We start from the raw sequence: 25,281 nt of genomic DNA, 5'->3' as shown, positions 1-25,281 counted from the left end.
GTCTGCGTCGCCCTCGTCCGGGCGTATGCCGGTACTTTATCCCGCCGCACCGGTGCATAGAACTCGCCGGGGCGACATATTGTTCCGCTGGCAAGTCAGCGCTGGGCCAGCCCATTAATTCTGAACTCGCGGGCGCCGATGGGCTCACAAAACTGAGAGTTCACTCAAGGACTCGCCGATCCCCAGCTACAGGAGCCCACCATGAGCTACCGTCATCTGATCGCACTGTTCGCACCGCTTGCCTTCGCCCTGCCAGCCGTGGCCGCCGAGCAATGGTCGCCGGAAGCCAAGTCGACCTTCGTTCAGGAGTGCGTGAAGGGCGCTCAGTCCGGCCATTCGCAGGAAAAGCTGACTGCCTTCTGTGATTGCGCAGCGACCAAGGTCAGCCAGGAGTTCAGCGAGGCGGAAATGGCCGAGATGAGCAAGCAGGTTCCGCCGGATGCCGCCCTGCAGAAGCGTCTGGTCACGGCCTCGAGCAGCTGCAACGCGAAACTGCAATAAGTGCCTGAAGGGCGGCGCAGTTCTGCGCCGCCTTCTTTATTTGCGCTGAGTCACTGGCAGTCTCTACCGTGAAACTCTATTTCTCAGCGTGATGCGTGCGCATGCCCCCATTCTCACCTCCACGACTTGGCCGTGATGCCGCCCTGGACCTGATCAAATGGCTGGCGCTGCTGACCATGCTGATCGATCACCTGCGCCATGCCTGGCCGTCGCTGTACTTTCTTTATGTGCCTGGGCGCCTGGCCTTCCCCTTGTTCTGCCTGGCCATCGCCGCCAATGTCGCGCGGCCCAGGGTAGGGGACGCCGCTGGCTTGTCCCTGCGCTACCTGGGCTGGCTGCTGCTGTTCGCGCTGATCTCCGAATGGCCGTACCGGCTGCTGGTGCCCACCGCCGAATCGCTCAACGTGATGCCGACCCTGGTGCTCGGCCTGCTGATCGCCAATGCCGTGCAGCGAACTGACATCCAGGCGCGCTGGTTGGGCGCCGGCGCGCTGGCGACTGCCGTGCTGGCCCATGGGTGGCTGATGTTCGGCGTGTTCGGCGCGCTGCTGCCGGCGGCCTTCCTGCTGGCGCTGCGTGGGTTCCGTGGCGTATGGCTGTTGCCGATGGTCTGTTGCCTGGCGGCCAACTACTGGGCGCCGTTCTATGCCGATGCGGCCCGTGGCGATCCCTTCGCCTGGAGCGTGCTGGCCACGTGTCTGTTCGCGCCATTGCTGGGCCTGCTGCTGGTGCGCCAACAACCGCCATTTGCGGTGCCGCCGGTGCGGCGCTGGGCTTATGTGTTCTACCCCGCGCACTTTCTTGTTCTGGTGGCGCTGCGCAGCCTCTGAGCATGCACAATTGCGACGCTCAGGCATGTCGCAAACGCAATCTCCCGTGGCGTACATAGGCATCTGGCTCGCCAGGGCCAGTCATACCATCGCTGCAACAAGACTCATATCGAGCAACCGAGCCAGATGCGGCGCTGCGAGGCGCCTCGGGGAGAAACGTGATGTTCAGCAAGCAAGATCAGATTCAAGGCTACGATGACGCCCTGCTCAGTGCCATGCAGGCCGAGGAGCGTCGCCAGGAACATCACATCGAGCTGATCGCCTCGGAAAACTACACCAGCAAGCGGGTGATGGAAGCCCAGGGCAGCGGCCTGACCAACAAGTATGCCGAAGGCTACCCGGGCAAGCGCTACTACGGTGGCTGCGAGCATGTGGACAAGGTCGAGGCGCTGGCCATCGAGCGCGCCAAGCAGCTGTTCGGCGCCGACTACGCCAACGTGCAGCCACACTCCGGCTCTTCCGCCAACTCCGCCGTCTACCTGGCGCTGCTGCAACCGGGCGACACCATCCTGGGCATGAGCCTGGCCCACGGCGGCCACCTGACCCACGGCGCCAAGGTGTCGTCCTCGGGCAAGCTGTACAACGCCGTGCAGTACGGCATCAACACCGATACCGGGCTGATCGACTACGACGAAGTCGAGCGCCTGGCCGTGGAGCACAAGCCGAAGATGATCGTCGCCGGCTTCTCGGCCTACTCCAAGACCCTGGATTTCCCGCGCTTCCGCGCCATTGCCGACAAGGTCGGGGCGTACCTGTTCGTCGACATGGCCCACGTGGCGGGGCTGGTCGCCGCCGGTCTGTACCCGAACCCGGTGCCGCTGGCCGATGTGGTCACCACCACCACCCACAAAACCCTGCGTGGCCCACGTGGCGGGCTGATCCTCGCCAAGGCCAACGAAGAGATCGAGAAGAAGCTCAACGCCGCGGTATTCCCGGGCGCCCAGGGCGGCCCGCTGATGCACGTGATCGCCGCCAAGGCGGTGTGCTTCAAGGAAGCCCTGGAGCCCGGCTTCAAGGACTACCAGGCCCAGGTGATCAAGAACGCCCAGGCCATGGCCCAGGTATTCATCGAGCGCGGCTTCGACGTGGTCTCCGGCGGCACCGACAATCATCTGTTCCTGCTCTCGCTGATCAAGCAGGGCATCACCGGCAAGGACGCCGACGCCGCCCTCGGCCGCGCCGGCATCACCGTCAACAAGAACGCCGTGCCCAACGACCCGCAGTCGCCGTTCGTGACCTCGGGCCTGCGCATCGGCACGCCGGCGGTCACCACCCGCGGCTTCAAGGAAGCGCAGTGCCGTGAGCTGGCGGGCTGGATCGCCGACATCCTCGAGCACCTCGGCGACGCCGACGTCGAGGCCCAGGTGGCTGGCCTGGCGGCCGGTCTGTGCGCCGATTACCCGGTCTATCGCTAACGCATCGTCGTCACGTCGGAGCTGCCGCTTTGATGCCCTAGGACGCAGGAACCCATCGCCGATCGATGGGTTTCATCCGTCCTGCGGTCCGGGTGCGCGCCTACGGCAAGCAGAATTCAGGAGTCCCTTATGCAGCGCTATTCCGGCTTCGGCCTGTTCAAGCACTCGTTCAGCCACCATGAGAACTGGCAGCGCATGTGGCGCAACCCGACGCCCAAGCCGGTCTATGACGTGATCATCGTCGGCGGTGGCGGCCACGGCCTGGCCACGGCCTATTACCTGGCCAAGGAATTCGGCGTGAAGAACGTCGCCGTGGTCGAGAAGGGCTGGCTGGGCGGCGGCAACACCGCACGCAACACCACCATCGTGCGTTCCAACTACCTGTGGGACGAGTCCGCGCACCTCTACGAGCACGCCATGAAGCTGTGGGAAGGCTTGTCCCAGGATCTGAACTACAACGTCATGTTCTCCCAGCGCGGCGTGTTCAACCTCGGCCATACCCTGCAGGACATGCGCGACATCGAGCGCCGGGTCAGCGCCAACCGCCTCAACGGTATCGACGGCGAAGTGGTCGACGCCAGGCAGGTGGCGGAGATGATTCCCTACCTGGATTGCTCGAAGAACACCCGTTACCCGGTGCTCGGCGCTTCGCTGCAGCGCCGTGGCGGCGTGGCCCGTCACGACGCCGTGGCCTGGGGCTTCGCCCGCGCCGCCGACGCCCTGGGCGTCGACCTGATCCAGCAGACCGAAGTGATCGGCTTCCGCAAGCAGGACGGCGCGGTGATCGGTGTGGAAACCAGCAAGGGCTTCATCGGCGCCAAGCGCGTCGGCGTGGTCGCCGCCGGTAACTCCGGGCACCTGGCCAAGCTCGCCGGCTTCCGCCTGCCGCTGGAATCGCACCCGCTGCAGGCCCTGGTCTCCGAGCCGATCAAGCCGATCATCGATACGGTGATCATGTCCAACGCCGTGCACGGCTACATCAGCCAGTCGGACAAGGGCGACCTGGTCATCGGCGCCGGCATCGACAGCTACAACGGCTACGGCCAGCGCGGTTCCTACCCGACCATCGAGCACACCCTGCAGGCCATCGTCGAGATGTTCCCGGTGCTCTCGCGGGTGCGCATGAACCGCCAGTGGGGCGGCATCGTCGACACCACGCCGGACGCCTGCCCGATCATCGCCAAGACGCCGGTCAAGAACCTCTACTTCAACTGCGGCTGGGGCACCGGTGGCTTCAAGGCCACGCCCGGCTCGGGCAACGTGTTCGCGGCCAGCCTGGCCAAGGGCGAGATGCATCCGCTGGCCAAGGCCTTCTCCATCGAGCGCTTCCACAACGGCGCGCTGATCGACGAACACGGCGCAGCCGGCGTGGCCCACTGATTTTGGCGCCCTCTCTCGGCGAGAGGGGGACGATGGTTTTCTGGAGGTACTGAGCATGTTGCACATCTTCTGCCCTCACTGTGGCGAACTGCGTTCCGAAGAAGAATTCCACGCCGGCGGCCAGGCACACATCGCCCGTCCACTGGACCCGAACGCCTGCACCGACGAGGAGTGGGGCGAGTACCTGTTCTTCCGCGACAACCCGCGCGGCATCCACCACGAGCTGTGGATCCACGCCGCCGGCTGCCGCCAGTACTTCAACGTCACCCGTCACACGGTGAGCTACGAGATTCTCGAAACCTACAAGATCGGCGAGCGCCCCAGCGTCACTGACGCTTCGCTCGCCGATAAGAAGGCCGTCGACCAAGGAGTAACGGCATGAGCCAGGTCAATCGTCTTGCCCAGGGTGGCCGCATCGACCGCAGCCAGCCGCTGACCTTCAACTTCAACGGCCAGACCTACCAGGGTTACGCCGGCGACACCCTGGCCGCCGCGCTGCTGGCCAACGGCGTCGACGTGATCGGCCGCAGCTTCAAATACTCGCGCCCGCGCGGAATCGTCGCCGCCGGCGCCGAAGAGCCCAATGCGGTGCTGCAGATCGGCTCCACCGAGGCGGCGCAGATCCCCAACGTGCGCGCCACCCAGCAGGCGCTGTACCAGAACCTGACCGCCACCAGCACCAACGGCTGGCCGAGCGTCAACACCGACCTGATGGGCATCCTCGGCAAGGTCGGCGGCGGCATGATGCCGCCCGGTTTCTACTACAAGACCTTCATGTACCCGCAGAACCTGTGGCTGACCTACGAGAAGTACATCCGCAAGGCCGCCGGTCTCGGCCGCTCGCCGAAGGAAAACGACCCGGACATCTACGACTACCTGAACCAGCACTGCGACGTGCTGGTGGTCGGCGCCGGCCCTGCCGGTCTGGCTGCAGCCCTGGCTGCCGGGCGCAGTGGCGCCCGGGTGATCCTCGCCGATGAACAGGAAGAGTTCGGTGGCAGCCTGCTGTCCACCCGCGAGATGCTCGACGACAAGCCGGCCGCCGAGTGGGCCGCCAAGGCCATCGCCGAGCTGGAAGCGATGCCGGAAGTGACCCTGCTGCCGCGCGCCACGGTCAACGGTTACCACGACCACAACTTCCTCACCATCCACCAGCGCCTCACCGATCACCTCGGCGAGGTCGCGCCGCCCTTGGTTAACGGAGCGTGCCAGCCGCGCCAGCGCCTGCACCGTGTACGTGCCGGTCGTGTGGTGCTGGCCACCGGCGCCCACGAGCGCCCGCTGGTGTATGGCAACAACGACGTGCCCGGCAACATGCTGGCCGATGCCGTGTCGACCTACGTGCGCCGCTATGGCGTGGCGCCCGGCCAGAAGCTGGTGCTGTCGACCAACAACGATTACGCCTACCGCGTGGTGCTCGACTGGCTCGACGCCGGTCGCCAGGTGGTGGCCGTGGCCGACGCCCGCAGCAACCCGCGCGGCAGCTGGGTCGAAGAAGCGCGCCGGCGTGGCGTGCGCGTGCTCACCGGCAGCGCGGTGGTCGAGGCCCGTGGCAGCAAGCGGGTGACCGGTGCACGTATCTGCGCCATCGACGCCGCCAAACACAAGGTCACCAGCCCCGGCGAGACAGTGGACTGCGACCTGATCGCCAGCTCCGGCGGCTACAGCCCGGTGGTGCACCTGGCGTCGCACCTCGGCGGTCGTCCGGTATGGCGAGAAGACATCCTCGCCTTCGTACCCGGTGAGGGCTTCCAGAAACGGCACTGCGCCGGTGCCGTGAACGGCGTGTTCGGCATGGGCGACAGCCTCGCCGACGGTTTCGAAGCGGGTGCCAAGGCCGCTGCCGAGGTGGGCTTCCAGCCCGTCACCGGCACCCTGCCGAAGGCCGAGAAGCGCATCGAGGAAGCCACCATCGCGCTGTTCCAGGTGCCCCACGACAAGAACACCGCCCGTGCGCCGAAGCAGTTCGTCGACCAGCAGAACGACGTCACCGCTGCCGGCATCGAACTGGCCACTCGCGAGGGCTTCGAGTCGGTCGAGCACGTCAAGCGCTATACCGCGCTGGGCTTCGGCACCGACCAGGGCAAGCTGGGCAACATCAACGGCCTGGCCATCGCCGCCCGTTCGCTGGGCATCAGCATCAGTGAAATGGGCACCACCATGTTCCGCCCGAACTACACGCCCGTTACGTTTGGCGCCATCGCCGGCCGTCACTGCGGCGAGCTGTTCGAGCCCAAGCGCTACACCGCTCTGCACAAATGGCACCTGCAGCAGGGCGCCGAGTTCGAGGACGTCGGCCAGTGGAAACGCCCCTGGTACTTCCCGAAGAACGGTGAGGACCTGCACGCCGCCGTGGCCCGCGAGTGCAAGGCCGTGCGCAACGCGGTGGGCATTCTCGACGCCTCGACCCTAGGCAAGATCGATATCCAGGGCCCGGATGCCCGCGAGTTCCTCAACCGCGTGTACACCAACGCCTGGACCAAGCTGGACGTCGGCAAGGCCCGCTACGGCCTGATGTGCAAGGAAGACGGCATGGTCTTCGACGACGGCGTCACCGCCTGCCTGGCCGACAACCATTTCGTCATGACCACCACCACCGGCGGTGCCGGGCGCGTGCTGGAGTGGCTGGAGATCTACCACCAGACCGAATGGCCGGAGCTGAAGGTGTACTTCACCTCGGTCACCGACCACTGGGCGACCATGACCCTGTCCGGCCCCAACAGCCGCAAGCTGCTGGCCGAAGTCACCGACATCGACCTGGACAAGGACGCCTTCCCGTTCATGACCTGGAAGGAGGGCAAGGTCGGCGGCGTACCGGCCCGGGTGTTCCGCATCTCCTTCACCGGTGAGCTGAGCTACGAAGTCAACGTGCAGGCCGACTACGCCCTGGGCGTGCTCGAGCAGATCGCCGATGCCGGCAAGAAATATGGCCTGACCCCTTACGGCACCGAGACCATGCACGTGCTGCGTGCCGAGAAGGGCTTCATCATCGTCGGCCAGGACACCGATGGCTCGGTCACCCCGGACGATCTGGGCATGGGCTGGTGCGTCGGTCGCACCAAGCCGTTCTCCTGGATTGGCTGGCGCGGCATGAACCGCGAGGACTGCCTCAAGGAAAACCGCAAGCAGCTGATCGGCCTCAAGCCGGTGGACCCGAACAAGGTGCTGCCCGAAGGTGCGCAACTGGTGTTCGATCCCAAGCAGCCGATTCCGATGACCATGGTCGGCCACGTCACCTCCAGCTACATGAGCGCCGCGATGGGTCACTCCTTCGCCATGGCCCTGGTTCGTGGCGGCCTCAAGCGCATCGGCGAGCGTGTGTACGCGCCGCTGGTCGATGGCAGCGTGATCGAAGCCGAAATCGTCAGCCCCGTGTTCTATGACCCGAAAGGGGACCGCCAGAATGTCTAACGTCAATGTCTACAAGCAACGCCCCGACGACATCGCCGGGCAATCGCCGCTGCACCACGCCGGCCTGCACGAACTGGCCGGCAAGGGCCGCGCCGGCGCCGGGGTGACGCTGCGCGAGAAGAAGCTGCTGGGCCACCTGGTGCTGCGCGGCGATGCCGACGATGCCAACTTCGCCGGCGGTGTGCACAAGGCCCTGGGCCTGGAGCTGCCGGGCGCGCTGATGCTGGTGGCGAGCGGGGACACTTCGCTGCAGTGGCTGGGCCCGGATGAATGGCTGCTGATCGTCCCCGGCGGCAGCGAGTTCGAGGTCGAGGGCAAACTGCGCGAGGCCCTGGATGGCCAGCACATCTCGGTGGTCAACGTCAGCGGCGGGCAGACCCTGCTGGAGCTCTCCGGGCCGAAGGTGCGTGAGTTGCTGATGAAATCCAGCAGCTACGACGTGCACCCCAACAACTTCCCGGTGGGCAAGGCGGTGGGCACGGTGTTCGCCAAGTCCCAACTGGTGATTCGCCACACCGGCGAGGATACCTGGGAACTGCTGATCCGCCGCAGCTTCTCCGACTACTTCTGGCTGTGGCTGCAGGATGCCAGCGCCGAGTACGGGCTGGCCGTGGAGGCTTGAGGACATTGGAACCGTAGGGTGGACGACGCTTTTTTCGTCCACCTTGGGATCGCAACGGTGGATGGATGAAGCGTCATCCACCCTACGTGACTAGGCGTCCCTGCCCGTTCCCACAGACCACCGCTCCTGCTTTGCTTCACCACTGCCCAAGGCTGCGTATGGACGCAGCCAATGACGCTCCAAATCGTGCACTGCCGGCCGGCGCATGGGCGCGATCACCATAAGGAATCGCTTGCATGAGCCGTACTCCCGATACCTGGATTCTCACCGCCCACTGCCCCAGCGTGCTGGGCACCGTGGACGTGGTGACCCGCTACCTGTTCGAGCAGGGCTGCTACGTCACCGAGCACCACAGCTTCGATGACCGCCTGGCCAGCCGCTTCTTCATTCGCGTGGAATTCCGCACCCAGGCCGATTTCGACGAGGCGACCTTCCTCGCCGGCCTGAACGAACGTACCGCGCCGTTCGACATGCGCACCGAGCTGACCCCGCCGGGCTACCGCGCCAAGGTGGTGATCATGGTCTCCAAGGCCGACCACTGCCTCAACGACCTGCTCTACCGCCAGCGCACCGGCCAGTTGCCGATGGACATCACCGCCATCGTTTCCAACCATCCGGACCTCAAGCCGCTCGCCGACTGGCACGGCATTCCCTACCACCATTTCCCCCTCGACCCCAACGACAAGCCTGCCCAGGAGCGGCGGGTGATGCAGGTGGTCGAGGACACCGGCGCCGAGCTGGTGGTGCTCGCCCGCTACATGCAGGTGCTGTCCGCCGACCTGTGCCGCAAGCTCGATGGCCGGGCGATCAACATCCATCACTCGCTGCTGCCCGGCTTCAAGGGCGCCAAGCCCTATCACCAGGCGTACCAGAAGGGCGTCAAGCTGGTCGGTGCCACGGCGCACTTCATCAATAACGACCTGGACGAAGGCCCGATCATCACCCAGGGGGTGGAAAGCGTCGATCATGCGCATTACCCCGAGGACCTGGTCGCCAAAGGCCGCGATATCGAATGCCTGACCCTGGCCCGTGCAGTCGCTTGTTTCCTCGAGCGCCGGGTGTTTCTCAACGCCAACCGCACCGTAGTCCTTTAACCAGAGACGTGCCGCACAGAGAACGGCGGCTGTCGGTTTTGCATCCGCGGCCGCGCCATACGCTAGCTAGTCTGGCTGGACCCATTCGTGCTGCCGGTGTCGTCAGCGCGAGCACTCGGTAGCCGTCCTGCCCTTACCGGCGGGTGCCGAGACAGGCGCTTCAATACTCCATTGCAAGACCTACGCGCCTTGCATCCACAAGAAGAAAGGAGATTCATATGTCTGGTAATCGCGGTGTCGTCTATCTCGGCACAGGCAAGGTCGAAGTCCAGAAGATCGACTATCCGAAGATGCAGGATCCGCGCGGTCGCAAGATCGAGCACGGGGTCATCCTCAAGGTCGTTTCCACCAACATCTGCGGCTCCGATCAGCATATGGTGCGCGGCCGTACCACTGCCCAGGTCGGCCTGGTGCTCGGCCACGAGATCACCGGCGAGGTGATCGAGAAGGGCAGCGATGTCGAGAACCTGAAGATCGGTGATCTTGTGTCCGTGCCCTTCAACGTCGCCTGCGGCCGCTGCCGCTCCTGCAAGGAACAACACACCGGCGTGTGCCTGACCGTCAACCCGGCGCGTGCCGGCGGCGCCTACGGCTACGTCGACATGGGCGACTGGACCGGTGGCCAGGCCGAGTACGTGCTGGTGCCGTATGCCGACTTCAACCTGCTGAAGTTGCCGAACCGCGACAAGGCGATGGAGAAGATCCGCGACCTGACCTGCCTGTCCGACATCCTGCCGACCGGCTACCACGGCGCCGTCACCGCAGGGGTCGGCCCGGGCAGCACGGTGTATATCGCCGGTGCCGGCCCGGTCGGCCTGGCCGCTGCAGCCTCGGCGCGCCTGCTCGGCGCGGCGGTGGTGATCGTCGGTGACGTCAACCCGGTACGCCTGGCCCACGCCAAGGCCCAGGGCTTCGAGATCGCCGACCTGTCCAAGGACACCCCGCTGCACGAACAGATCGCCGACCTGCTCGGTGAGCCGGAAGTGGATTGTGCGGTCGACGCCGTAGGTTTCGAAGCCCGCGGCCATGGTCACTCCGGTGCCCAGCAGGAGGCGCCGGCCACGGTGCTCAACTCGCTGATGGGCGTGGTACGGGTCGCCGGCAAGATCGGTATTCCCGGCCTCTACGTCACCGAAGACCCGGGCGCGGTGGACGCCGCCGCGAAGATCGGCAGCCTGAGCATCCGCTTCGGCCTCGGCTGGGCCAAGTCGCACAGCTTCCACACCGGCCAGACCCCGGTAATGAAGTACAACCGCGCATTGATGCAGGCGATCATGTGGGACCGCATCAACATCGCCGAAGTGGTGGGTGTGCAGGTCATCAGCCTGGACGACGCGCCGCGCGGTTACGGCGAGTTCGATGCCGGCGTGCCGAAGAAATTCGTCATCGACCCCCACAAGACCTTCAGCGCCGCCTGAGGCTCCCCAGGCGAGGCCCGCGTAGGCCTCGCCGTCTCCCTGACACACTTTGACATGATCGACCACGGCGTTAGACTGGGTGCCCTATTTCGGGGCGCATGCCGCGTCTCATTGCCTGCAAGGATCGTTCATGGCCGCTCTATCACGTTTCTTCCTCGTTGCCCTCGCCGCTGTACTGCTCGCTGCCTGCTCCTCGAATGACTCGCCCGAGGCGGTCGCGAAGTCCTTTATCGAGGCTTCGTTTTCCAACGATGCGGATGGCATGTACAAGCTGATCGCCGTACCGGCCGACGCCGATGACGGTGCCGAGGAAATGGTTCGCGGCAAGTTGAAAATGGCCGTGGCCAAGCGCTCCGAACAGGCGGCCAAGCTGGGCGGCGTCGATGAGGTCAAGGCTGGCGAAGCCACCTACAACGATGACAAGACTCAGGCCACCAGCAAGGTCACCATCACCTTCAAGAACGCCGATGTGCCGGCCCAGACCGAGTCGGTTCGCCTGACCAAGGTCGACGATCGGTGGAAGGTTCGCATCTGAGGCGTCGCTCCCGGGTTCTGCTGGCGCTCATCTCCCTGCTGGCGGGGCTGGTTCTGTTCTGCTGGTTGTCCAGGCCCGAGCCCGTCATCACCGGGCCTGACCTGAGCCGGCTACCGGCACTGCAGACGGGGGACTGGCTGTTTCGTCTCGGCCATTCGGCCGACAGCCGTCTGGTGCATCAAATGGGCGGCGGCGACTATTCGCATATCGGCATGGTGGTTGCCACCGAGCCGCGGGTGCTGGTGGTGCATGCCACCACCGATGATGACCCGCAGCGCCTGAACCAGGTGCTGGTCAGTACGCTCGAGGACTTTCTGCAGCCCGTGCTGGCACGCCACTTCGCGGTTGCGCGGCCCGGTTTTCTGAACGCACGGCAGAAACAGGCGGCCGCCCAGATGCTGGTCGAGGCGATCGGGGCGCCCTTCGTGCTGGATGTCCGTAGCGAGCCGCACCGCTATTGCACCACCCTGCTCGCCGATGCCATCAAGGCCCAGGATCCCGGCTTCGAGCCGGCCTGGACACGGCTCGACAACCCCCTGTACCGCGGTGACGTGCTGTTTCCCAGTGCCTTCGCCGACTATCCGGGTGTCACCTGGCTCTACCGATTCTGATTGGATGGCGCATTATTGACGGCCTGTGGGCCAGCGCAGCAGGCTCAACTCACTTGCAGGAGCAGCCCATGAGTTTCGACCGACGGATTTCCCTGATCACCCTCGGCGTCGCCGATGTACAGGCCAGTGCCGCCTTCTACGAGCGCCTGGGCTGGACGCGCTCGTCCGCTTCCCAGGAGCAGATCGTCTTCATCAAACTCAAGGGCCTCGCCCTGGGGCTGTTCGCCCGTGATGAGCTGGCCAGGGACGCCAACCTGCCCGAAGCCGGGCCGGCAGGCTTTTCCGGCGTCACCCTGGCGCACAACCTGGACAGCCCGCAGGCCGTGGATGCCGCCATGGCCCTGGCAGTGGCCGCCGGCGGGCTGCAGGTCAAGGCGCCCGAGAAGGTGTTCTGGGGTGGCTATTCCGGCTATTTCGCCGACCCCGATGGCCATCTCTGGGAGCTGGCGCACAACCCCTTCGCGCCGCTCGATGAGGCCGGCCATATGATCCTCCCGGACTGAGGCGGCACGCTGGGCTCACTGCCTGGCGTCCTGCTTCAGCCGGGCGATCAGCGCGTCCTTCTCTTCCCACAGGCCGCTGACCCAGTCCTGCACGTACAGGCGGAATTCCGGGTCGTTCTGGTAGTCGCCCTGCCACAACGCAGGGTCCAGCGGCCGCGTGCGGATATCCATGATGACCTTTGGTACCTGGCCGCTGATCAGCTTCCAGAACCCCGGCGGGGTGTCCTCGGCATAGACGATGGTGACGTCGAGAATCGCGTCCAGCTGCTCGCCCAGGGCAGCGAGCACGAAGGCCACGCCGCCGGCCTTGGGCTTGAGCAGGTGCTGGTAGGGCGAGCCCTGCTGAGCCTGCTTGGCGGGGGTGAAGCGCGTGCCTTCCAGGTAGTTGACCACGGTGACCGGCAGATCCCGGAATTTCTCGCAGGCACGGCGGGTGATCTCCAGGTCCTGGCCCTTGAGGTGCGGGTACTTCTCCAGCTTGGCCTTGCTGTAGCGCTTCATGAACGGGTAATCCAGCGCCCAGAAGGCCAGGCCGAGAAACGGCACCCAGATCAATTGTTGCTTGAGAAAGAACTTGAAGTAGGGCGTCCTGCGGTTGAAGGCCTGCACCAGGGCGGGAATGTCGACCCACGACTGGTGGTTGCTGATGACCAGGTAGGAGGTGTCCTGGCGCAGCTCGGCGTTGCCGCGGATATCCCACCGGGTGGGGGTGAGCGCGGCGAAGATGCGCTTGCAGTTCTCGGCCCAGGCCTCGGCGATATGCATCACCTGGCGCGAGCAAGCGGCTTTCGGCGCCTTGCCGGGCAGCACGAACTTGCCCAGGGCAATGAGCATCATCGGCCCGATCAGGATCAGGGTGTTGAGCAGCAGCAGAAGGATGACGGTGATGCCGGTGAGCAGACGGCGCATGACAGCTCCTTGGGGGCACGAGGTGTTCATCATAGGCAGACTGCAGGCTGGCGCAATATCGGTGTGCTGAGCAAGGTGCTAGCCGATGTCGTTGAACGGACGATGATCTTCTTATGTGGGAGCGGGCCATGCCCGGGGTCTTTCGCGGGCATGGACCAGGCGTCCCCGCCCGCTCCCACAGGAAATGTGCAGTGGCTGCTCCCACAACACACCTGCCTAAACGTGTCGCTCAGAACAACCGGGCAAGCAGCGCCGTGACCGCCGTTTCCACCCGCAGAATCCGTTCGCCCAGCTGCACCGGCTGCAAACCGGCTTCGGCCAGCTTGTCGACTTCATAGGGAATCCAGCCGCCTTCCGGGCCGATGGCCAGGGTTACCGGCTGCACTACGGCGCGCGGGCAGGCCGGGTAATCGCCGGGGTGGCCGGTCAGGCCGAGGGTGCCGGCCGCCAGCTGCGGCAGGCGATCCTCGACGAAGGGCTTGAAGCGCTTCTCGATGATCACCTCGGGCAGCAGCGTATCGCGGGCCTGTTCCAGGCCGAGGATCAGCTGCTCGCGAATCGCGTCCGGCTCGAGAAAGGGCGTCTGCCAGAAGCTCTTTTCCACCCTGTAGCTGTTGAGCAGGATCAGCCGCGGCACGCCCATGGCGCTGACGCTCTGCAGCACGCGCTTGAGCATCTTCGGGCGCGGCAGGGCCAGCAGCAGGGTGATCGGCAGCTTGGCGGGTGGCGGCTGGTCGAAGGCGACCTGCAGCTCCGCGCTCGTCGTATCCAGCTGCAGCAACTGGCCGCGGCCCATCTGGCCGCCAAGGCGGCCGACACGCAGGGTGTCGCCGTTCTCGGCGCGGTGCACCTCATTGAGATGGGTGAGGCGGCGGCCGCTCAGGCGCACCCGGTCGGCGGCGATGAAGTCGCCGTCCTCGAGCAGCAGCAGGTTCATGGCTGGACGCTGGGCGGCTGGTCGGTCGGCGCGTTTTCGTCTTCTTCATCGGGCTGACCGCGGCGCGTGCGGATCAGGCTGCCGGCCAGGATGCCCAGCTCGAACAACAGCCACATCGGCACGGCCAGCAGGGTCTGGGAGAAGATGTCCGGCGGGGTGAGGATCATGCCGACCACGAAGCAGCCGATGATCACGTAGGGGCGGATCTTGCGCAGGTATTCGACGTCGACGATGCCGATCCAGATCAACAGCACCACGGCCACCGGAATCTCGAACGCCACGCCAAAGGCGAAGAACAGCGTCATCACGAAGTCGAGATAGCTGGCGATGTCGGTCATCATCGACACGCCTTCGGGCGTCACGCTGGCGAAGAAGTGGAAGATGATCGGGAACACCAGGAAGTAGGCGAAGGCCATGCCGGCGTAGAACAGGATGATGCTGGAGATCAGCAGCGGAATGGCGATGCGCTTCTCGTGCTTGTACAGCCCTGGCGCGATGAACCCCCAGACCTGGTGCAGGATCACCGGCATGGCCAGGAACACCGCGACGATCATGGTCAGCTTGAAGGGCGTGAGGAACGGCGAAGCCACGTCGGTGGCGATCATCGTCGCGCCTTCGGGCAGGTACTGGCGCAGCGGTGCCGAGACCAGGGTGTAGATCTTCTGCGCGAAGTAGAACAGGCCGGCGAAGATCAGGAAGATCGCCGCCACACAGCGCAGCAGGCGCGTACGCAGCTCGGCGAGATGGGAAACCAGCGGCATTTCCTGGTCGTTGTCGGGCAGTCGACTCATGGTTGCGGCGTCTTGTCCTGGCTGGCGGCGGGCGCCGGGGCGGGCGCTGTGGCAGGTGCTGGAGCGGGCTCCAGCGGGGCTTGCGCCGCGGGCTCGGTGGCGGCGGGTGTCTGCATGGCGGGTGGCGGCACGCTGGCCTGGGGCGCGGGCGGCAGGATGTCGTTCTTGACCGCCTGCATCTCGCGCTCCAGCTCGAGGATGCGTTCGTTATGCAGTTGCCGACGAATTTCGTCGGCGCCGATCTCGCGCTCGACCTCTTCCTTGATCGAATTGAAGCTGCGCTTGATGCGCCCGATCCACAGGCCCGCCGTGCGCGCTGCGCCTGGCAGGCGCTCGGGACCGAGCACCAGCAGGGCAATCAGCCCGACCAGCAGCAGCTCGCTGAAACTGATACCGAACATGCTTTGCCTCAGTCTTTGCGCAGCGGTTCTTCGACCTTGCTGGCCTGGCCTTCAACGGTGTGCGGCTGGTTCAGCGGCGCCTGCTGCTGGTAGGGCTGTTGTGGCTGCTGCGGCTGTTGCACGTGCGGATCGGCCGGCTTGCCGTCTTCCTCGTTCATCGCCTTGCGGAAACCCTTGATGGTTTCACCGAGGTCGGAGCCCAGGTTCTTGAGTTTCTTGGTGCCGAACACCAGCACCACGACGATCAGAATGACGACCCAGTGTTTCCAGTCGAAAATGCCCATGTTTCGTAGTCCTCGTCAGCGTCTTTATTGAGTGTCGCCGTCGCTGCGCGCGGCTTTTTCCGCGTGCCCCGACAGGCCGAAACGGCGATCCAGTTCATCGAGCACCGCCTGCGGGTGCTGATCCAGCGCGGCCAGCATGACCAGGCTGTGGAACCACAGGTCGGCGGTTTCGTAGATCAGGTCGCTGCAGTCGCCGCTGGCGGCTGCGTCCTTGGCAGCCAGGATGGTTTCCACCGATTCCTCGCCGACCTTTTCCAGGATCTTGTTCAGGCCCTTGTGGTACAGGCTGGCCACGTACGAGCTGTCCGGGGCCGCGCCCTTGCGCGACTCCAGCACCTCGGCCAGGCGCTTGAGGGTATCAGTCATGGCGGTGCTCCGGCGAATAGATGGTGTGCGGATCTTTCAGCACCGCATCGACGGTTTTCCAGGCACCGTTCTCGAACACGCGGTAGAAGCAGCTCTCGCGACCGGTGTGGCAGGCGATACCACCCAGTTGTTCGACCATCAGCACGATCACGTCGGCGTCGCAATCCAGGCGCAGTTCGTGGAGTTTCTGCACATGGCCGGACTCCTCGCCCTTGCGCCACAGCTTGCCACGCGAACGTGACCAATAGATGGCGCGCCCCTCGCTGGCGGTGAGCGCCAGGGCTTCGCGGTTCATCCAGGCCATCATCAGGATGCGCCCGGTCTGGTGATCCTGGGCGATCGCCGGTATCAGGCCGTTGTCGTCCCACTTGATTGCATCTAGCCAGTCGTTCATTGCATTTCCATCTCTATATCGATGCCAAGTGTGCCAGCCGGGGCGCGGGCTGGCTATCGGCGCAGAACCAGGTACAGGCCGCTGGCGCCCATCAGCCAGGCCGGCCAGGCGGTGGCGGGCTCGCTCAGGCTGCCCAGGCCGAGTGCCGTCACCACGCCGCCGCCGATCAGCGCTGCGCCGATCAGCCGCACCGTCCAGCCATCGCGTTCGCGCCAGGGTGGTGGTGGATCGTTGGCGTGGGGCTGGGCCATGCGTTCGAGCAGGCTGCGGGTCATGTTGGCCAGGTGCGGCAATTGCTCGACCTGGCTTTGCAGGTTGTGCATGACGTTGCGCGGGCTGATGCGCTCGCGCATCCAGCGCTCCAGAAATGGCTGGGCGGTGGTCCACAGGTCCAGGTCGGGGTACAGCTGGCGGCCCAGGCCCTCGATGTTCAGCAGGGTTTTCTGCAGCAGCACCAGCTGTGGCTGGATTTCCATGTTGAAGCGCCGCGCGGTCTGGAAGAGGCGCATCAGCAGCAGGCCGAAGGAGATGTCCTTCAGCGGCCGCTCGAAGATCGGCTCGCAGACGGTACGGATCGCCGCCTCGAAGTCGTTGACCTGGGTTTCCTGGGGCACCCAGCCCGAGTCGATGTGCAACTGTGCCACCTTGCGGTAGTCGCGCTTGAAGAAAGCCACCAGGTTGCGCGCCAGGTAGTCCTGATCCTCGGGGGTCAGGCTGCCGATGATGCCGCAGTCGATGGCGATGTATTGCGGGTTCCACGGCGTGCGGGTGCTGACGAAGATGTTGCCCGGGTGCATGTCGGCGTGAAAGAAGCTGTGGGTGAACACCTGGGTGAAGAAGATCTCCACGCCGCGCTCGGCCAACAGCTTCATGTCGGTGCGCTGGTCGGCCAGGGTGGCCATGTCGTTGACCGGAATGCCGTAGATGCGCTCCATCACCAGCACCTTGGGGCGGCACCAGTCCCAGTACACCTGGGGCACGTAGAGCAGGCCGGAGTCCTCGAAGTTGCGTCGCAGCTGGCTGGCGTTGGCGGCCTCGCGCAGCAGGTCGAGTTCGTCGTAGATGGTTTTTTCGTAGTCGCTGACCACGTCCACCGGGTGCAGGCGGCGGGCTTCGGCCGAGGCGCGCTCGGCCAGCTTGGCGAGCAGGAACAGCCAGGCCATGTCGGCCTTGATCACCGGCTTGAGGCCGGGGCGCACCACCTTGACCACCACCTCCTCGCCGCTTTTCAGCTGCGCGGCGTGTACCTGGGCCACCGAGGCCGAGGCCAGTGGCGTGGTGTCGAAGCGGGCGAAGGCCACGCCCACCGGCACGCCGAGCTGCTCTTCGATCAGTGCCAGGGACTTGGCCGGGTCGAACGGCGGTACGCGATCCTGCAGGTGCGCCAGTTCGTCGGCGATATCCGGCGGCAAGAGGTCGCGGCGGGTGGACAGCAACTGGCCGAACTTGATGAAGATCGGCCCCAGCTCCTCCAGCGCCAGGCGCAGGCTTTCGCCACGGCTGCGTGACGACTTGCCGCGCGGCACCCAGCGCCACGGCAGCAGGAAGCGCGGCGCGCGCAGCCAGAAGGGCAGCGGCAGGGCGAACAGCAGGTCATCCAGGCGGTAGCGGATGACCACGTAGAGGATGCGCAACAGACGACGAACGGCAAGCAGCTTCATGCGATGGGCTTATGGCGTTGGGCGAGGCGCTCGATGCGCGCGTCGAGACGGTCGAGGGAAAGTTTCAGGTCATCGAGCTCGGCGAAGCGGGCGTCGGCCTCGCGGCGGCCGACCAGGGTGCGCGATTCTTCGCTGAGGTAATCGGCCAGGCTCAGTTGCAGGCTGTGCAGGTTCTCCCGCGTCCAGCCAGCGCGGCTGCGCAGGTGGCCGGCCAGCAGCGCCGTGGGCACCGGGCCGAGCCAGCGCGACAGCTCGTATTCCCAGTCCAGATCGAGGTCCTGCAGCACACCGGCCAAGTCCATCAGCGCGCCGCTGTCGCCATCGAGGTCGACTTCGGGCTCGTGCAGCACGGCCTGTTTGTCCTTGGCCAGGGCCAGGCGCAGCAACGCCCCGGCCGGCGCACGCAGGGTGCAATCGACCGCGCCGGCCCACTGGCTGGCCAGGCGCAAGCCCTGGCCGTCGGCGAGGATGAACAGTTGCACGGCCGGCGCATGGCACTCGACCGCGATCACCCGGCCATTGAGCCTGGCCAGGCGCGGCAGGGCGGTACTGTCCAGCGCGAGCACGCGGTTGAGGCCGCGCTCCACGGCCGCCAGCAGGGCCTGGGTGAGCATCAGGGCTTGATACCGCGGTGCAGGGCGACGATGCCGCCGGTCATGTTGTGGTAGGTCACGCGGTCGAAACCGGCGTCCAGCATCATCGCCTTAAGGGTGTCCTGATCCGGGTGCATGCGGATCGACTCGGCCAGGTAGCGGTAGCTGTCGGCGTCGTTGGTGACCAGCTTGCCCACCAGCGGCATGAAGTTGAACGAATAAGTGTCGTAGACCTTGGACAGCAGGCTGCTCTTGGGCTTGGAGAACTCCAGCACCAGCAGGCGGCCGCCCGGCTTGAGCACGCGCAGCATGGAGGCGATGGCCGCGTCCTTGTGGGTGACGTTGCGCAGGCCGAAGGCGATGGTCACGCAGTCGAAATGGTTGTCCGGGAAGGGCAGCTTCTCGGCATCGGCCTGCACGAAGGAAATGTTGCCGGACACGCCACGGTCGAGCAGGCGATCGCGACCGACCTTGAGCATCGAAGCGTTGATATCGGCCAGCACCACCTCGCCGGTCTCGCCAACGATACGCGAGAACTGGCGGGCCAGATCGCCCGTGCCGCCAGCGATGTCGAGCACGCGGTTGCCACTGCGCACCCCGGACAGCTCGATGGTGAAACGCTTCCACAGGCGGTGCATGCCGCCGGAAAGCAGGTCGTTCATCAGGTCGTACTTGGCGGCCACCGAATGGAACACCTCGGCGACCTTTTCCGCCTTGCGGCTTTCCGGAACGTCCTGGAAGCCGAAGTGGGTGGTGGGTTCGCTGTTGTCGTTCTTGCGCGGATCGTTCATGTGGCCCTTTTCCTGAAGTCCGGGAGGCGTTGGCGTCTGCTCAGTGTGCGGGCTTGAAGCCCCGCGTGGCGTGACCGTGATCATGGGACAGCGCCGGGCGCGTCTCATCGCAGTGCCAGTGAGTCAGACAAGCGAAAAGGCGAGTTTACCGAGGTAAATAAGCGTTTCCATCGAGTCTGTGCTAGGCAGGCGGGTTCACGGCCTGTTCAACTGCTTTTACAGCGCCGAGTGGCGGCATTCTAAACCCAAAAGCCCGGTGCCGGCTGCATGCGCGGTAGTGGCTCGCACGGCGCTTCTTGTATATTGCCCCGCCCGCGTTTTCAGTCAGGAGAGCCCTATGGCCAAAATCACCGTCGACCGCCCCCACAATCTGGGCATCGAGGCCGCCCGTGGCAAGGCTGAAAAGCTCGCCGAACGCCTGGCCCGCGAGTACGACGTGCGCTACCAGTGGAAGGGCGACATCCTGGAATTCAAGCGCAGCGGCGCCGACGGGCGCATCGAAGTCAGCGAAGACCGCGTCCACCTGCAACTCAACCTCGGCCTGCTGCTGTCGGTGATGAGCGGGAAGATCAAGAGCGAGATCGAGGAAGTGCTGGATAGGGAACTCGGCGCATGACCCTCAGAGTTTGCCGGAATCAGGCCCCTTGGTGTTTCTGACCTGTTCTGTCTGAGCCCCGGCCTGGCGCGTGACAGCTCGCGCGTTGACCTGAACCTGGCTGGCTCAGGAGCCGTCAGTAGGCTCCTGCAGGCTGTGGCAACTCCTCCATCCCCCACATGGCCTTATTGTCGCTCCAGCACCCGACAATAGAAGCGCCATTCCGCGTCCAGGGCATGGGCCAAGTTGCTGGCCTGGCGGAAACCGTGGCGTTCCCCGGGATAGAAATGCTCCTCGGCCTCGATGCCATTGGCCGTCAGGGCGGTGAGCATGGCGCGGGTTTGCTCGGGAACCACCACGGTATCGAGTTCGCCCTGGAAGAAGATCACCGGTACCTCGATACGCTCGGCGTGCAGCAGCGGGGTGCGCTGGCGATAGCGTTCGGCGTCGCGCTGCGTGTCGCCGATCAGCCAGTCGAGGTAGTCCCCTTCGAACTTGTGGGTGGCGTGGGCCAGGGCCAGTGGATCGCTGACCCCATACAGGCTGGCCCCGGCGCGGAACACGCCGCCGCGCATCAGCGCGCAGAGGGTGGTGTAGCCGCCGGCGCTGCCGCCGCGGATAAAGGCCCTGGCCGGGTCGATCAACTCCCGCTCGGCCAGGTGCGCGACCACCGCGCAGGCGTCCTCGACGTCTACCACGCCCCAATTGCGCTCTAGCGCCTGGCGATATTCCCGGCCGTAGCCGGTGCTGCCGCGGTAATTGAGGTCGGCGACGGCGAAGCCGCGCTGGGTCCAGTACTGGATGCGCGGGTCGAACACCGGGTGACAGGCCGAAGTCGGCCCGCCGTGGATGAACACCAGCAGGGGCGGCCGGCTTTCGCCCTGCTGTGCGGGGTAGAAGAAGCCATGGGCCTGGCCGTCGCCGCTGGCGTAGTGCAGCGGCTGTGGCTGGCTGATCCGCTCGGGCGGCAGCGGCGAGCGCCCGCCGGCGAGCACCCTGACCTGGCCGTCGTCACGGCGGATCGCCAGCACGGCGGACGGCGCCAGCGGGTTGGCGGCGATGACGTAGAGGTGCTCCCTATCCACGGCCAGGCTGCGAAAGCGGCTGTAGGCGCTGGCGTAGTGCTGTACGCCACCATTCTCCCTGCGGATACCCAGGCGGCTGTAGCCGTCCTCGAACCAACTGGCCAGGTAGCTTTCCGGGCCAAGGGGTATCCAGCTGCAGGCGCCGAGCTGCCAGGGGGCTCCGGCGTGATCGGCCGCGGCGGCAGGCAGTGCCTGCCAGGCGCCTTCGCGCTCGCCCCAGGGTTGCCAGAAACCGTTGCGGTCGGACAGGCAGTACAGGCGGCCACTGACGTCGAAGGCAGGTTGCTGCAGGGCTTGCGCCTCGCCGCTGTCGCCCGCCACGCAACGGACTTCGCCCCAGCTGCCGTCGGCCTGCAGGCGGGCGTGATAGAGATGCGTGGCGGTCCAGGGCTGGGCCGGCCGCTGCCACTGGATCCAGGCCAGCTGCCGGCCATCCTCGCTGAGCACTGGCGCGGCATAGAAGTCGGCGCCTTCGGCGAGCACGCTGCGGCTGCCGTCGCCTAGGCCGATGGCCACCAGGCGATGCTCGACCCGCTCGTCGGTGTGGCTTTCCTCGACCGCCAGCACCTGCTCGCCGGCCTGCAGCAGATCGCCGTAGCGGCGCTGCCCGCTGGTCACCGCCCGGGGCGCGCCGCCGGCCAGGGGCTGCAGGTAGAGCTGCTGGTCGGCGTCATTGACGAATACCAGGCTGTCGCCGCCCAGGCAGAAGGACCCGCCGCCGTATTCGTAGACCCGGCTGCGCACGCTGAAGCCGTCCGGGGTCAGGCATTGCGCGGCTTCCTCGCGCCACAACCACAGGCGGCAGCTGCCGTCCGCGGGGTCGAAGGCGTTCCATACCAGGCCGGCGGGGCCGACCCGCAATTCGGCGAAGTCGCCGGCGGCGGCCACCGCCTCGGCGGCGCTGAGGGGCTCAGCTCTTGGCGATGAGGTGCGAGTTTCGTTCATTGCGAAAGGCCAGGTCGGTGATGGATTGGGTGGCGTGCTCGGCTTCCGCACGGGCCGCGAGGATCACGCCGTGACGGTCGGACTTGCTGCATACCGGGTCGGCGTTGCTGGCATCGCCGGTGAGCATGAAGGCCTGGCAGCGGCAGCCGCCGAAGTCCTTCTCCTTTTCATCGCAGGAGCGGCACGGCTCGGGCATCCACTCGAAGCCACGAAAGCGGTTGAAGCCGAACGAGTCGTACCAGATGTGCTGCAGGCTGTGCTCGCGCACGTTGGGAAAGGCGATGGGCAACTGCCGCGCGCCATGGCAGGGCAGGGCGGTGCCGTCCGGGGTAACGGTCAGGAAGATACTGCCCCAGCCGTTCATGCAGGCCTTGGGGCGCTCCTCATAGTAGTCCGGGGTGACGAAGATCAGCTTGCACGGGTTGCCTGCGGCCTTGAGGCGTTCACGGTAATCGTTGGTGACGCGTTCAGCGCGCTGCAGCTGCTCGCGGGTGGGCAGCAGGCCGGCGCGGTTGAACTGTGCCCAGCCGTAGAACTGGCAGGTGGCCAATTCCACGAAGTCCGCTTCGAGGGCGAGGCACAGCTCGATGATGCGGTCGGTGCGGTCGATGTTGTGGCGGTGGGTGACGAAGTTCAGCACCATCGGATAGCCGTGGGCCTTGACCGCGCGGGCCATCTCCAGCTTCTGGGTGAAGGCCTTCTTCGAACCGGCCAGCAGGTTGTTGACCTGCTCGTCGCTGGCCTGGAAGCTGATCTGGATATGATCCAGGCCGGCCTGTTTGAAGGCGGCGATCTTCTGCTCGGTCAGGCCGACGCCGGAGGTGATCAGGTTGGTGTAATAGCCCAGCCGGCGCGCTTCACCGATCAGCTCGGCGAGGTCCTGGCGCACCAAGGGCTCGCCACCGGAGAAGCCGATCTGCGCGGCGCCCATTTGCCGCGCCTCGGCCATCACCTTGAACCACTGCGCGGTGCTCAGTTCCTCGCCCTGCTTGGCGAAGTCCAGGGGGTTGGAACAGTAGGGGCACTGCAGCGGGCAGCGGTAGGTGAGTTCGGCCAGCAGCCACAGGGGCAGGCCGACCGGCACCTCAGGCGAGGCTGATCCAGTGCTCGGCACGGGCCACCTCCATGAACTGCTCGATGTCGTCGCCGACTTCGGCCGCGTCGGGGAACTGCTGTTGCAGCTGCTCGATGATGGCCGCCACGCTGCGCTGGCCGTCGATCAGCCCGCCGATCAGGCCGGCGCTGTCGTTGAGCTTGATCATGCCTTCCGGGTACAGCAGCACATGGCCCTGCTGGGCCGGCTCGTACTGGAAGCGGTAGCCCGGGCGCCAGCTGGGCACGCGGTTGCGGTCGAAACTCATGGGGCGATCCCCTTGTGCCAGACCCGCTCCGGGGTCACGGTGTGATAGGGCGGGCGGTTCAGCTCGTAGGCCATGCTCATGGCATCGAGCATGCTCCACAGGATATCCAGCTTGAACTGCAGGATTTCCAGCATGCGCTGCTGGCTGGCGTAGGTGGTGTAGTAGCGCAAGGTGATGTCCAGGCCATGCTCGACGTCGCGGCGGGCCTGGCCGAGGCGGGTGCGGAAGTACTGGTAGCCGGCCGGGTCGATCCACGGATAGTGCTGCGGCCAACTGTCCAGGCGCGACTGGTGGATCTGCGGGGCGAACAGCTCGGTCAGCGAGCTGCTGGCGGCTTCCTGCCAGCTGGCGCGGCGGGCGAAGTTGACGTAGGCGTCCACGGCGAAGCGCACGCCGGGCAATACCAGCTCCTGGGAGCGCAGCTGATCCGGGTCGAGGCCCACTGCCTGGCCGAGGCGCAGCCAGGCTTCGATGCCGCCGTCCTCGCCGGGGGCGCCGTCATGATCGAGCAGGCGCTGGATCCACTCGCGGCGCACTTCGCGATCCGGGCAGTTGGCCAGGATCGCGGCATCCTTCAGCGGAATGTTGACCTGGTAGTAGAAGCGGTTGGCCACCCAGCCCTGGATCTGTTCGCGGCTCGCGCGGCCTTCGTACATCGCCACGTGGTAGGGGTGGTGGATGTGGTAATAGGCGCCCTTGGCGCGCAGGGCCTGTTCGAATTCGCTGGGGGACATTGGCGTTGCGTCGCTCATGGGGCTCCTTACAGCTCGATGCTCATGCCGTCATAGGCGACTTCCACGCCGCGGCGCCGGACCTCGGCCCGTTCCGGCGATTGCTCGTCGAGAATCGGATTGGTGTTGTTGATGTGGATAAGTACCTTGCGCTGGCGCGGAAAGCCGTCGAGCACTTCGAGCATGCCGCCCGGCCCGTTCTGCGCCAGGTGGCCCATCTCCCGGCCTGTGCGGGTGCCGACGCCGCGGCGCTGCATTTCGTCGTCATCCCACAGCGTGCCGTCGACCAGCAGGCAGTCGGCACTGTGCATCATGCGCAGCAGCTCGTCGTCGACCTGGCCCAGGCCGGGGGCGTAGAACAGCGTGCCGCCGGTGCGGGTGTCCTTGACCAGCAGGCCCAGGTTGTCGCCCGGGTGCGGGTCGAAGCGGTGCGGCGAGTAGGGTGGCGCGGCGCTGCGCAGGGCAAAGGGGGTGAAGCTGAGGTTGGGGCAGGCGTCGATCACGAAGCTGCCGTCGAGGGCAATGCGCTGCCACTGCAGGCCGCCGTTCCAGTGGCTGAGCATGGGGAACAGCGGGAAGCCGGTGCTCAGGTCCTGGTGGACCATGTCGGTGCACCACACCTGGTGCGGGCAGCCTTCGCGCAGGCTGAGCAGGCCGGTGGTGTGGTCGATCTGGCTGTCGAGCAGCACGATGGCATCGATGCCGGTATCGCGTAGCGCACGGGCCGGCTGCAGCGGCGCGAAGGCCTGCAGCTGGGCGCGGATATCCGGCGAGGCGTTGCACAGGATCCAGTGCTCGCCATCATCGGACAGGGCGATCGACGACTGGGTACGCGCAAAGGCGCGCAGGCTGCCATCACGATAGCCCTTGCAGTTCGCGCAGTTGCAGTTCCACTGGGGAAAGCCGCCACCGGCCGCGGAACCGAGAATCTGGATGTACATGGTCTCTCCATGTCCTGAAAACGATGACGCCCCGGCTGGCCGGGGCGTCGCATCACTGGAGTGCTCAGCGGTTGGCGAAGTACATGGTGACTTCGAAACCGATGCGCAGGTCAGTGTAAGCAGGCTTGGTCCACATGGCGTTGCTCCTTCCGGTTGAGTGCCGAGAAATGGATCAG

The 25,281-nt window shown here is 65.8% G+C and carries 29 protein-coding genes; 13 read left to right on the top strand and 16 right to left on the bottom strand.

Annotated features, from left to right (window positions below):
• Window positions 1-201: 201 nt before the first annotated feature.
• The 12 genes from K8U54_RS08475 to K8U54_RS08420 all read left to right on the top strand — a co-directional run bounded on the left by K8U54_RS08475 (window position 202) and on the right by K8U54_RS08420 (window position 12,320).
• Window positions 202-501 (top strand): hypothetical protein, encoded by a 300-nt coding sequence (locus tag K8U54_RS08475; RefSeq protein WP_070885087.1) that lies wholly within the window; start codon window positions 202-204, stop codon window positions 499-501.
• 101 nt (window positions 502-602) lie between these two features.
• Entirely contained in the window at window positions 603-1,331 is a 729-nt protein-coding gene (locus K8U54_RS08470; RefSeq protein WP_249909717.1) for a TraX family protein, read from the top strand.
• A gap of 161 nt (window positions 1,332-1,492) precedes the next feature.
• A complete protein-coding gene (gene glyA, locus K8U54_RS08465) occupies window positions 1,493-2,746 on the top strand; it encodes a serine hydroxymethyltransferase (RefSeq protein WP_249909716.1) in 1,254 nt (417 codons plus the stop codon).
• A 129-nt stretch (window positions 2,747-2,875) separates the two neighbouring features.
• Window positions 2,876-4,126: a sarcosine oxidase subunit beta family protein gene (locus K8U54_RS08460; RefSeq protein ID WP_249909715.1), complete on the top strand. Its 1,251-nt coding sequence runs from the start codon at window positions 2,876-2,878 to the stop codon at window positions 4,124-4,126.
• A gap of 55 nt (window positions 4,127-4,181) precedes the next feature.
• The gene (locus tag K8U54_RS08455; protein ID WP_249909714.1) at window positions 4,182-4,508 is read left to right on the top strand and encodes a sarcosine oxidase subunit delta; all 327 of its coding nucleotides are present in this window, start codon (window positions 4,182-4,184) and stop codon (window positions 4,506-4,508) included.
• On the top strand, window positions 4,505-7,537 hold the full coding sequence (locus tag K8U54_RS08450; RefSeq protein ID WP_249909713.1) for a sarcosine oxidase subunit alpha: 3,033 nt from the start codon (window positions 4,505-4,507) through the stop codon (window positions 7,535-7,537). Before K8U54_RS08455 ends, K8U54_RS08450 begins: the two co-directional genes overlap by 4 nt.
• Window positions 7,530-8,159, top strand: a complete 630-nt coding sequence (locus K8U54_RS08445) for a sarcosine oxidase subunit gamma (RefSeq protein ID WP_249909712.1) — start codon at window positions 7,530-7,532, stop codon at window positions 8,157-8,159. The genes K8U54_RS08450 and K8U54_RS08445 overlap by 8 nt, the downstream gene beginning before the upstream one ends.
• 236 nt (window positions 8,160-8,395) lie before the next feature.
• The gene (gene purU, locus K8U54_RS08440) at window positions 8,396-9,253 is read left to right on the top strand and encodes a formyltetrahydrofolate deformylase (RefSeq protein WP_249909711.1); all 858 of its coding nucleotides are present in this window, start codon (window positions 8,396-8,398) and stop codon (window positions 9,251-9,253) included.
• 218 nt (window positions 9,254-9,471) lie between these two features.
• A complete protein-coding gene (gene fdhA / locus K8U54_RS08435; protein ID WP_070885095.1) occupies window positions 9,472-10,671 on the top strand; it encodes a formaldehyde dehydrogenase, glutathione-independent in 1,200 nt (399 codons plus the stop codon).
• 130 nt (window positions 10,672-10,801) lie between these two features.
• Complete coding sequence (locus K8U54_RS08430) at window positions 10,802-11,206, top strand: DUF4878 domain-containing protein (protein WP_249909710.1); 405 nt, start codon at window positions 10,802-10,804, stop codon at window positions 11,204-11,206.
• Window positions 11,188-11,817: a YiiX/YebB-like N1pC/P60 family cysteine hydrolase gene (locus tag K8U54_RS08425; RefSeq protein WP_249909709.1), complete on the top strand. Its 630-nt coding sequence runs from the start codon at window positions 11,188-11,190 to the stop codon at window positions 11,815-11,817. Before K8U54_RS08430 ends, K8U54_RS08425 begins: the two co-directional genes overlap by 19 nt.
• A gap of 68 nt (window positions 11,818-11,885) precedes the next feature.
• Entirely contained in the window at window positions 11,886-12,320 is a 435-nt protein-coding gene (locus tag K8U54_RS08420) for a VOC family protein (protein ID WP_249909708.1), read from the top strand.
• 15 nt (window positions 12,321-12,335) lie between these two features.
• Here K8U54_RS08420 and K8U54_RS08415 read toward each other — a convergent pair whose 3' ends face one another.
• From K8U54_RS08415 to ubiE, 10 genes are all read right to left on the bottom strand, one after another.
• Window positions 12,336-13,229 carry an acyltransferase gene (locus K8U54_RS08415; RefSeq protein ID WP_249909707.1) on the bottom strand — a complete coding sequence of 298 codons (894 nt, stop codon included), beginning with the start codon at window positions 13,227-13,229 and terminating at the stop codon, window positions 12,336-12,338.
• A 229-nt stretch (window positions 13,230-13,458) separates the two neighbouring features.
• Window positions 13,459-14,166, bottom strand: coding sequence for a 16S rRNA (uracil(1498)-N(3))-methyltransferase (locus K8U54_RS08410; RefSeq protein WP_249909706.1), 708 nt, complete (start codon window positions 14,164-14,166; stop codon window positions 13,459-13,461).
• Window positions 14,163-14,957 carry a twin-arginine translocase subunit TatC gene (tatC, locus tag K8U54_RS08405; protein WP_074889756.1) on the bottom strand — a complete coding sequence of 265 codons (795 nt, stop codon included), beginning with the start codon at window positions 14,955-14,957 and terminating at the stop codon, window positions 14,163-14,165. Before tatC ends, K8U54_RS08410 begins: the two co-directional genes overlap by 4 nt.
• Window positions 14,954-15,358 carry a Sec-independent protein translocase protein TatB gene (tatB, locus tag K8U54_RS08400; protein ID WP_249909705.1) on the bottom strand — a complete coding sequence of 135 codons (405 nt, stop codon included), beginning with the start codon at window positions 15,356-15,358 and terminating at the stop codon, window positions 14,954-14,956. Before tatB ends, tatC begins: the two co-directional genes overlap by 4 nt.
• Before the next feature lie 8 nt (window positions 15,359-15,366).
• The gene (locus K8U54_RS08395; protein ID WP_249909704.1) at window positions 15,367-15,642 is read right to left on the bottom strand and encodes a twin-arginine translocase TatA/TatE family subunit; all 276 of its coding nucleotides are present in this window, start codon (window positions 15,640-15,642) and stop codon (window positions 15,367-15,369) included.
• A 24-nt stretch (window positions 15,643-15,666) separates the two neighbouring features.
• Window positions 15,667-16,008 (bottom strand): phosphoribosyl-ATP diphosphatase, encoded by a 342-nt coding sequence (locus K8U54_RS08390; RefSeq protein ID WP_249909703.1) that lies wholly within the window; start codon window positions 16,006-16,008, stop codon window positions 15,667-15,669.
• Window positions 16,001-16,402: a phosphoribosyl-AMP cyclohydrolase gene (gene hisI / locus K8U54_RS08385; RefSeq protein WP_249909702.1), complete on the bottom strand. Its 402-nt coding sequence runs from the start codon at window positions 16,400-16,402 to the stop codon at window positions 16,001-16,003. The genes K8U54_RS08390 and hisI overlap by 8 nt, the downstream gene beginning before the upstream one ends.
• Window positions 16,403-16,455: 53 nt before the next feature.
• Complete coding sequence (gene ubiB, locus K8U54_RS08380; RefSeq protein WP_249909701.1) at window positions 16,456-18,063, bottom strand: ubiquinone biosynthesis regulatory protein kinase UbiB; 1,608 nt, start codon at window positions 18,061-18,063, stop codon at window positions 16,456-16,458.
• Entirely contained in the window at window positions 18,060-18,677 is a 618-nt protein-coding gene (locus K8U54_RS08375; protein WP_249909700.1) for a ubiquinone biosynthesis accessory factor UbiJ, read from the bottom strand. The genes ubiB and K8U54_RS08375 overlap by 4 nt, the downstream gene beginning before the upstream one ends.
• On the bottom strand, window positions 18,677-19,447 hold the full coding sequence (gene ubiE, locus K8U54_RS08370; protein WP_070885107.1) for a bifunctional demethylmenaquinone methyltransferase/2-methoxy-6-polyprenyl-1,4-benzoquinol methylase UbiE: 771 nt from the start codon (window positions 19,445-19,447) through the stop codon (window positions 18,677-18,679). The genes K8U54_RS08375 and ubiE overlap by 1 nt, the downstream gene beginning before the upstream one ends.
• Before the next feature lie 337 nt (window positions 19,448-19,784).
• Between ubiE and K8U54_RS08365 the strand changes: the two genes are divergently transcribed.
• Window positions 19,785-20,063, top strand: a complete 279-nt coding sequence (locus K8U54_RS08365) for a polyhydroxyalkanoic acid system family protein (RefSeq protein WP_249909699.1) — start codon at window positions 19,785-19,787, stop codon at window positions 20,061-20,063.
• Between the two features lie 164 nt (window positions 20,064-20,227).
• On the opposite strand, the gene K8U54_RS08360 is transcribed toward K8U54_RS08365, so the two are convergent.
• The 6 genes from K8U54_RS08360 to pqqA form a co-directional block, all read right to left on the bottom strand.
• Window positions 20,228-22,072 carry an alpha/beta hydrolase family protein gene (locus K8U54_RS08360; protein WP_249909698.1) on the bottom strand — a complete coding sequence of 615 codons (1,845 nt, stop codon included), beginning with the start codon at window positions 22,070-22,072 and terminating at the stop codon, window positions 20,228-20,230.
• Window positions 22,038-23,186 carry a pyrroloquinoline quinone biosynthesis protein PqqE gene (pqqE, locus tag K8U54_RS08355; protein ID WP_249909697.1) on the bottom strand — a complete coding sequence of 383 codons (1,149 nt, stop codon included), beginning with the start codon at window positions 23,184-23,186 and terminating at the stop codon, window positions 22,038-22,040. Before pqqE ends, K8U54_RS08360 begins: the two co-directional genes overlap by 35 nt.
• On the bottom strand, window positions 23,158-23,433 hold the full coding sequence (gene pqqD / locus K8U54_RS08350; RefSeq protein WP_249909696.1) for a pyrroloquinoline quinone biosynthesis peptide chaperone PqqD: 276 nt from the start codon (window positions 23,431-23,433) through the stop codon (window positions 23,158-23,160). The genes pqqE and pqqD overlap by 29 nt, the downstream gene beginning before the upstream one ends.
• Window positions 23,430-24,185 carry a pyrroloquinoline-quinone synthase PqqC gene (gene pqqC / locus K8U54_RS08345; protein WP_249909695.1) on the bottom strand — a complete coding sequence of 252 codons (756 nt, stop codon included), beginning with the start codon at window positions 24,183-24,185 and terminating at the stop codon, window positions 23,430-23,432. Before pqqC ends, pqqD begins: the two co-directional genes overlap by 4 nt.
• Before the next feature lie 8 nt (window positions 24,186-24,193).
• Window positions 24,194-25,105 (bottom strand): pyrroloquinoline quinone biosynthesis protein PqqB, encoded by a 912-nt coding sequence (pqqB, locus tag K8U54_RS08340; protein WP_249909694.1) that lies wholly within the window; start codon window positions 25,103-25,105, stop codon window positions 24,194-24,196.
• A 64-nt stretch (window positions 25,106-25,169) separates the two neighbouring features.
• A complete protein-coding gene (pqqA, locus tag K8U54_RS08335) occupies window positions 25,170-25,241 on the bottom strand; it encodes a pyrroloquinoline quinone precursor peptide PqqA (protein WP_003243383.1) in 72 nt (23 codons plus the stop codon).
• Window positions 25,242-25,281: the final 40 nt, after the last annotated feature.

The organism is Pseudomonas fulva (assembly GCF_023517795.1).
Taxonomy (GTDB): Bacteria; Pseudomonadota; Gammaproteobacteria; order Pseudomonadales; family Pseudomonadaceae; genus Aquipseudomonas; species Aquipseudomonas fulva_D.
This window is presented reverse-complemented; position numbering and strand designations above follow the sequence as displayed.